General features: G+C 61.9%; 6 protein-coding genes. 2 read left to right on the top strand and 4 right to left on the bottom strand.

From position 1 onward, the window contains the following. Positions 1-16: 16 nt before the first annotated feature. The 3 genes from kynA to kynB form a co-directional block, all read right to left on the bottom strand. On the bottom strand, positions 17-862 hold the full coding sequence (gene kynA, locus AC1DWI_RS11765) for a tryptophan 2,3-dioxygenase (protein WP_477724883.1): 846 nt from the start codon (positions 860-862) through the stop codon (positions 17-19). Between the two features lie 135 nt (positions 863-997). Continuing rightward, positions 998-2,278, bottom strand: coding sequence for a kynureninase (gene kynU / locus AC1DWI_RS11760; RefSeq protein WP_477671375.1), 1,281 nt, complete (start codon positions 2,276-2,278; stop codon positions 998-1,000). A 10-nt stretch (positions 2,279-2,288) separates the two neighbouring features. Beyond that, the gene (gene kynB / locus AC1DWI_RS11755; RefSeq protein WP_477724882.1) at positions 2,289-2,948 is read right to left on the bottom strand and encodes an arylformamidase; all 660 of its coding nucleotides are present in this window, start codon (positions 2,946-2,948) and stop codon (positions 2,289-2,291) included. Between the two features lie 224 nt (positions 2,949-3,172). Between kynB and AC1DWI_RS11750 the strand changes: the two genes are divergently transcribed. Beyond that, positions 3,173-3,937 carry an SDR family oxidoreductase gene (locus AC1DWI_RS11750; protein WP_477666272.1) on the top strand — a complete coding sequence of 255 codons (765 nt, stop codon included), beginning with the start codon at positions 3,173-3,175 and terminating at the stop codon, positions 3,935-3,937. A 98-nt stretch (positions 3,938-4,035) separates the two neighbouring features. Then, the gene (locus AC1DWI_RS11745; RefSeq protein ID WP_477671377.1) at positions 4,036-5,193 is read left to right on the top strand and encodes a GntR family transcriptional regulator; all 1,158 of its coding nucleotides are present in this window, start codon (positions 4,036-4,038) and stop codon (positions 5,191-5,193) included. 21 nt (positions 5,194-5,214) lie between these two features. On the opposite strand, the gene AC1DWI_RS11740 is transcribed toward AC1DWI_RS11745, so the two are convergent. Further along, positions 5,215-5,885 (bottom strand): Gfo/Idh/MocA family oxidoreductase (locus AC1DWI_RS11740; RefSeq protein WP_477724881.1); only part of this gene is annotated, 671 nt, incomplete at its 5' end.

The following is a 5,885-nucleotide window of genomic DNA, read 5'->3' as shown; positions in this document are numbered from 1 at the left end:
CCTGTATCCATCGCGCCTATAAGTCAGTCCGCAACTTCCATATCTCCGGAAACARSACKACATCCAGCATCTTGCGCAGGWAGCTGACGCCGCCCGTCCCACCAGTCCCTCGCTTGAACCCGATCACGCGCTCCACAGTCGTGACATGCCGGAAGCGCCAGAGCCGGAAAGCGTCTTCCAGGTCAGTGAGTTCTTCGCCGAGCTGGTACAGGTCCCAGTACTTCTTGGGGTCGCGATACACCACGAGCCAGGCCTGCTCAACCTCATCGCTTTCGGCATAACCTTGCGTCCAGTCACGCTGCGTATGGCTGGCCGGTACGGCCAGGCCGCGGCGGGCCAGCAGGCGCAGGGCTTCGTCATAGAGTGACGGGGTCTCATACGCGGCTTGTACCTGCGCGAGCAGGTCGGGCCGGTGCGCATGCGGCTTGAGCATGGCGGCGTTCTTGTTGCCGAGCGCGAATTCGATGCAGCGGTATTGCGCGCTTTGAAAGCCGCTGGAGTTGGCCAGGTAAGGGCGAATCGCGCTGTACTCGGGCGGCGTCATGGTGGCCAGCACGTCCCAGGCGTGCACCAGCTGCTCCATGATCTTGCTCACGCGTGCCAGCATCTTGAAGGCGCCGCCCAGCTCGTCTTTCGCGACGTTGGCGATCGCGGCGCGCAGTTCGTGCAGCATCAGCTTCATCCAGAGTTCGCTGGTCTGGTGCTGGATGATAAACAGCATTTCGTTGTGGTCGGGCGAGAGCGGTTTTTGCGCGCCCAGGATTGCGTCGAGCTGCAGGTAGTCGCCATAGCTCATCGAGTGACTGAAGTCGAGCTGCGCTTTTTCGTCGCGCACGATGTCTGCCGGCCGTTGTGTGTTCATGGATGATCTTTCACGGAAAAGCGATCTGGGTATTGAAACAAGCAGGGGCCGCAGGCGCAGCGGTCCCTCTTGTGATGAAAGGGGCAGGGAGAAGCCGCAGGCTGCACGCAGTGGACGACCGTGGGGRCCATGTCATCATGTGACCGCGTGCTTCTGGTTGAACTCGGATTTTTGCCATTCGGCGGTTTCCAGCACCTGCTTCAACTGTTCGACGGCGTTCCAGACGTCCTCAAAACCGATGTAGAGCGGTGTGAAGCCGAAGCGGAGGATGTCGAGGTGCTTGCCGGCGCCGCCGTCTCCGGCGCGGAAGTCGCCGATGACGCCGCGCGCRATCAGCGCTTGCACGATGGCGTAGGCGCCCTGGGTTTTGGTCAGGCAGACCTGTGAGCCACGCCGGGAATGTTCGCGCGGTGTGGCCAGGCCCAGGCCGTGGCCCGCGCAGCGTTCTTCCACGAGTTGAATAAACAGGTCGGTCAGTGCCAGCGATTTTTTGCGCAGGGCCTGCATGCCGCCGAATGCCTCGGCGGCCAGCACGGTGTCCAGCCCGCACTCCAGCGCGGTCATGCTCAGGATGGGCTGGGTGCCGCACAGATAACGTGCGATTCCTGCAGCGGGGCGGTAGTCCGGAGTGAATTCAAAAGGTGCTGCATGGCCCCACCAGCCGGCCAGCGGCTGCCAGAAGCGGTCTGCGTGTTTGGGGTTGACCCAGACAAAGGCCGGTGCGCCGGGGCCCCCGTTAAGGTATTTGTAGCCGCAGCCAATCGAGAAATCGGCTTTCGCCGCATTCAGGTCCACCGGCACGGCGCCCGCGCTGTGGGCCAGGTCCCAGACGGTGAGTGCGCCTGCTGCATGCGCTGCGGCGGTGACGGCGGCCATGTCGTGCATGGCGCCGGTGCGGTAGTTCACGTGGGTCAGCATCAGCACGGCCACTTCGCTGGTGAGCGCGGCGGCAATCTCTTCGGGCTCGACCAGTCGCAGCCGAAAGCCGCGTTCCCGGCACAGGGCTTCGGCGATGTAGAGGTCGGTCGGGAAGTTGCTGCGCTCGCTGACGATGACCTTGCGCGTGGACGCGTCCTGGGCCGCGATGTGCAGTGCAGCGCTCAGCACCTTGTAGAGGTTGATGGAGGTGCTGTCGGTGGCCACTACTTCGCCGGGGGCTGCACCTATCAGCCGGGCAATCTTGTTGCCCAGGCGTTGCGGCAGCTCAAACCAGCCGGCACTGTTCCAGGAGCGTATCAGGCCCTGGCCCCATTCGGCGGTCACGGCTTCAGCGACGCGAGCGGCGGCTGTTTTGGGCAGCACGCCCAGCGAATTGCCGTCGAGGTAGATCACATCTTCGGGCAGGGTGAATTGCCGGCGCAGCGTGCGCAGCGGGTCTTGCGCATCGAGGGCGCGGCAGTCTTGCAAAGTGCTCATGGAGTGGTCTTCATGGAAGTTCACGCAGGACTGCGCGAACGGGTGAGGCGTCGGCCCGGGTGAGTTTGAGCGGCAGGGCAATGAGTTCGTAGTCGCCTTCGGCTACGTCGTCGAGCACCAGGTTTTCGAGCACGCGCAGGCCGTGCGCCAGCAACTGGTGGTGGCTGGGCAAGTCCTGGCTGGTGGCCGGGTCCACGCTGGGCGTGTCAATGCCGACAAGTGCTATGTTTTTGGTAGCTAGCAGCGCAAGCGTGGCGGGGGCTATGGCCGTAAATGATGCCCATGACTGACTGGCTGCCGCTGAGGTACGCAGCAACACGCGGGGCGGCAGGTTTTCCAGCGCGTGGGCGATGTGTTCCGGCTGCACCAGCGGGCCGCAGTCCATGCAGTGGATCACGCGGCACGGCCCGAGGTAGGGCGCGAGGTCGAGTTCGCCGACGCTGGTTTCACCGTTGGCATAGTGCAGCGGCGCATCGGCATGCGCGCCGGTATGGGGCGAAAGTGTGATGCTGTTGACGTTGACCGGGCAGTCCGGCGTCAGCGAAAAATGCMACTGCTGCGAATAGGCCGTGTCGCCGGGGAACACCGCGGCGTTTTCATCCACCGACGGTGAGATGTCCCAGAGTTTTCGCGGTGGTGATGTGGTGGAAGCGGAGGTGCGGGCTGTCATGGGTGCAAAGGTAGCACCGGCAAAAAAGCCGTGGTGTCGGTTATTTCCAACAATCTCGAAAATAGTTGAAACCTAAAGTACCTGGCAAAAGCGGACGGCGCAGTCGTCGGGCGCGGCCTGTGGAACCCGTCAGCCTCGGGCACAATTAAAGGCTGTAGCGCTCGTTGCGGCATCGATTGACCAGAGCGCCTTTACAACCCCCTTCAAAGAGACAAAGGCACACCATGAATTCCGAGAACAAGTCCAGCGGCAAAGTCGCACTCGTCACCGGCGCGGGCACTGGCATTGGCAAGGCTGTGGCCCTGGCCCTGCTGCGTGAAGGCTACAGCGTGGCGCTGGTGGGCCGCCGCGCCGAGCCGCTCAACGAGGTTGCCAAAGAATCGGGCACAGACCGCGCGCTGGCTTTGCCAACCGACGTGAGCCAGCCCGACTCCGTGGCGGCGGCATTCGCCAGGGTCAAGGAAAAGTTCGGCCGGCTGGACTTGCTGTTCAACAACGCCGGTGTGGGCGCGCCGCCCGTCAACCTCGAAGACATCACGTTTGAGCAGTGGACCAATGTGGTCAACATCAACCTGACCGGCTCCTTCCTCTGTGCGCAGGCCGCCATCAAGTTGATGAAAGACCAGTTGCCCCAAGGCGGCCGCATCATCAACAACGGCTCGATTTCGGCCCATGCGCCTCGGCCCAACTCAGCGCCCTATACCTCCACCAAGCACGCCATCACGGGCCTGACGAAATCCATCTCGCTGGACGGGCGCAAGTACAACATCGCCTGCGGCCAGATCGACATCGGCAACGCCATGACAGAGCTCGCGGCCCGCATGGCCAAGGGCGTGCCCCAGGCCAACGGCGAGATCGCCATTGAGCCGATGATGGATGCGAAGGAAGTCGCCGATGCGGTGGTGCACATGGCGTCGTTGCCGTTGTCAACCAATGTGCAGTTCATGACCATCATGGCCACGAAGATGCCGTTTGTGGGCCGCGGTTGAGGGATGTTGTGTTGAGCCCGGCGCATATTGCTCAAGGTATGCATGGCGCATAGCCAGGGCAATTGAGGGTTGCGTGAAATGTGTTGTATTGTATGTATATGAGCAATACAGCATCTGATCTGGAACAGTACCTCGAAGAGTTGGCACGTACTGCCCAGCCCGGGGATCGCCTTCCGACCATTCGGGATTTGATGCGCCGGTTTGCCGTCTCCCAGATGGTGATTCAGCGTGCCTTCCAGGGCCTGAAAGCCAGGGGGCTGATTGCATCGCAGGTAGGGCGGGGGACCTATTTCCGCGTGGAAGGCGAGGCTGGCGTCGGCCCCGGCGCCTCGTCGCCGGCCGGAAGGTCGGTGCTGCTGCTGCGCCGTTCCATCAGCATTGCCCGCGGCCGTGTGTTGATAGAAGGGCTACAGCGTCGCTTTACCGCTGACGGCCACCGCGTACTTGAAGTTTCCTACACCGATCCCGCCCACGCGCGGACCATCTTGAAGGGTTCGCCCCGCTTTGACGCCTGCGTGGTTCAGTCGAGCTACAAAACCATCACGATTGATTTGCTCGCAGCGCTGAAAGAGAAATGCGATGCGTTGGCCGTGGATGGCGCGGCGCTCGCCGGGGCCGATGTCGAGGTGGTCGGCATGGAGTGGGGGGAGCCGCTGGCTGCGGCGATCACGCTTTTGCAGCAGCAAGGTCATCGCCGCATTGCATACGCAACAACGTCGCACCCATTTCTGGCAACCCAGATGGGACGGCGGCGGTTCGACTACCTGCAGACCACCCTGACAGGAATTGAGCTTCAGGTGATCACTGTGCCGCACCTGCCTGATGAGAACTACGAAGCGGTGCTTGTGGGGATGATCAAGGCCAGTCTGGATGCCTCGGGGCAGCTACCTTTCACCGCGTTGGTGGCGTGGGGCATCGAGGATGGCGCCAGATTTCGGGAACTGCTGCAAGAAGCTGGCGTTGGCATACCCGCACTGCTGAGTGTGGTGTTGCTGGGACGTACGGATCTTGCGAACGAGCACGCCAACTTCTTCGACACGATCGGGTGCAGCGTGGCCGATCAGGTCGAGTATTTGTATCAGGCCATCAACGCACGATGGGCCGACCCCTCAATCCCCTATGGCGTACGCCTGATTCCTGTAACGACTTACGCCGGTCAATCGATAGCCACCCTGCCGATGGCTGGTGAGCCGCACGAACAGGGTTTGCGGAAGTCCGTCAAAACTCGCAGCCAGGCGCTTGCCACCGGTTCCTGATCATTTGCCGAACGCGTGCTGTCATGCCTGGAATTCGATGGCAGAAACGGGCATTGTGCGACCCTCTCGCGCGCTCCGCAGTCCCAGCTCAATCAAACCGATGACCTGCATCGCATCATTGGCCGTGACGGGATTGATGCCCTTGCCATGGATGGCATCGCGTACTGCGCTGTAGTAGGCAGGGTAGTCACCCGCAACGCAGTTTATTTCGCGCCTTACGCAAGCGCCGTCCGTCCAAACTGAAACCTCGGCAGGCAAGGGATCAACTCCCCAGTCCAGGGCGGGTGGATGCTTTCCGGCTTTTAGCGCATTTTCTTGTGGATCAAGACCCATCTTGAGGAAACTGCCCAGGCTTCCATGCACTGTGAAGCGCGACCCCGGCGCCGGCGTCAGGGCACTGCCATGCAGAATGACCCGGCTTTGGCCATGGCGCAACACGGCGTGAAACCAGTCGGGAGTCTTTGCGCCATTGCGTTGTTCTGCCAGGTCGAGTGCAATCGATTCGGGAAGCCCGAATAGCTGCAGTGCCTGATCCAGCAAATGGGCTCCAAGGTCGTACCAGAGTCCACCGCCCGTATCGGCTTGTTCGCGCCAACGGGCAAGAACTTCCGGCCGGTAGCGATCGAAGTGCGATTCAAAATGAACGATTTTCCCCAGCTCACCGGAGGCAATGACCTGGCGCAGCGTAAGGA

This window comes from Polaromonas sp. P3_C2, from assembly GCF_056402675.1.
The sequence above is the reverse complement of the archived record's forward strand: the minus strand, read 5'-3'. Positions and strand labels throughout refer to the sequence as shown.

Bases quoted from the DNA above. Each gene is read 5' to 3' on its own strand.
- AC1DWI_RS11745 (WP_477671377.1), top strand. From the start codon at position 4,036: ATGAGCAATACAGCATCTGATCTGGAACAGTACCTCGAAGAGTTGGCA.
- AC1DWI_RS11750 (WP_477666272.1), top strand. From the start codon at position 3,173: ATGAATTCCGAGAACAAGTCCAGCGGCAAAGTCGCACTCGTCACCGGC.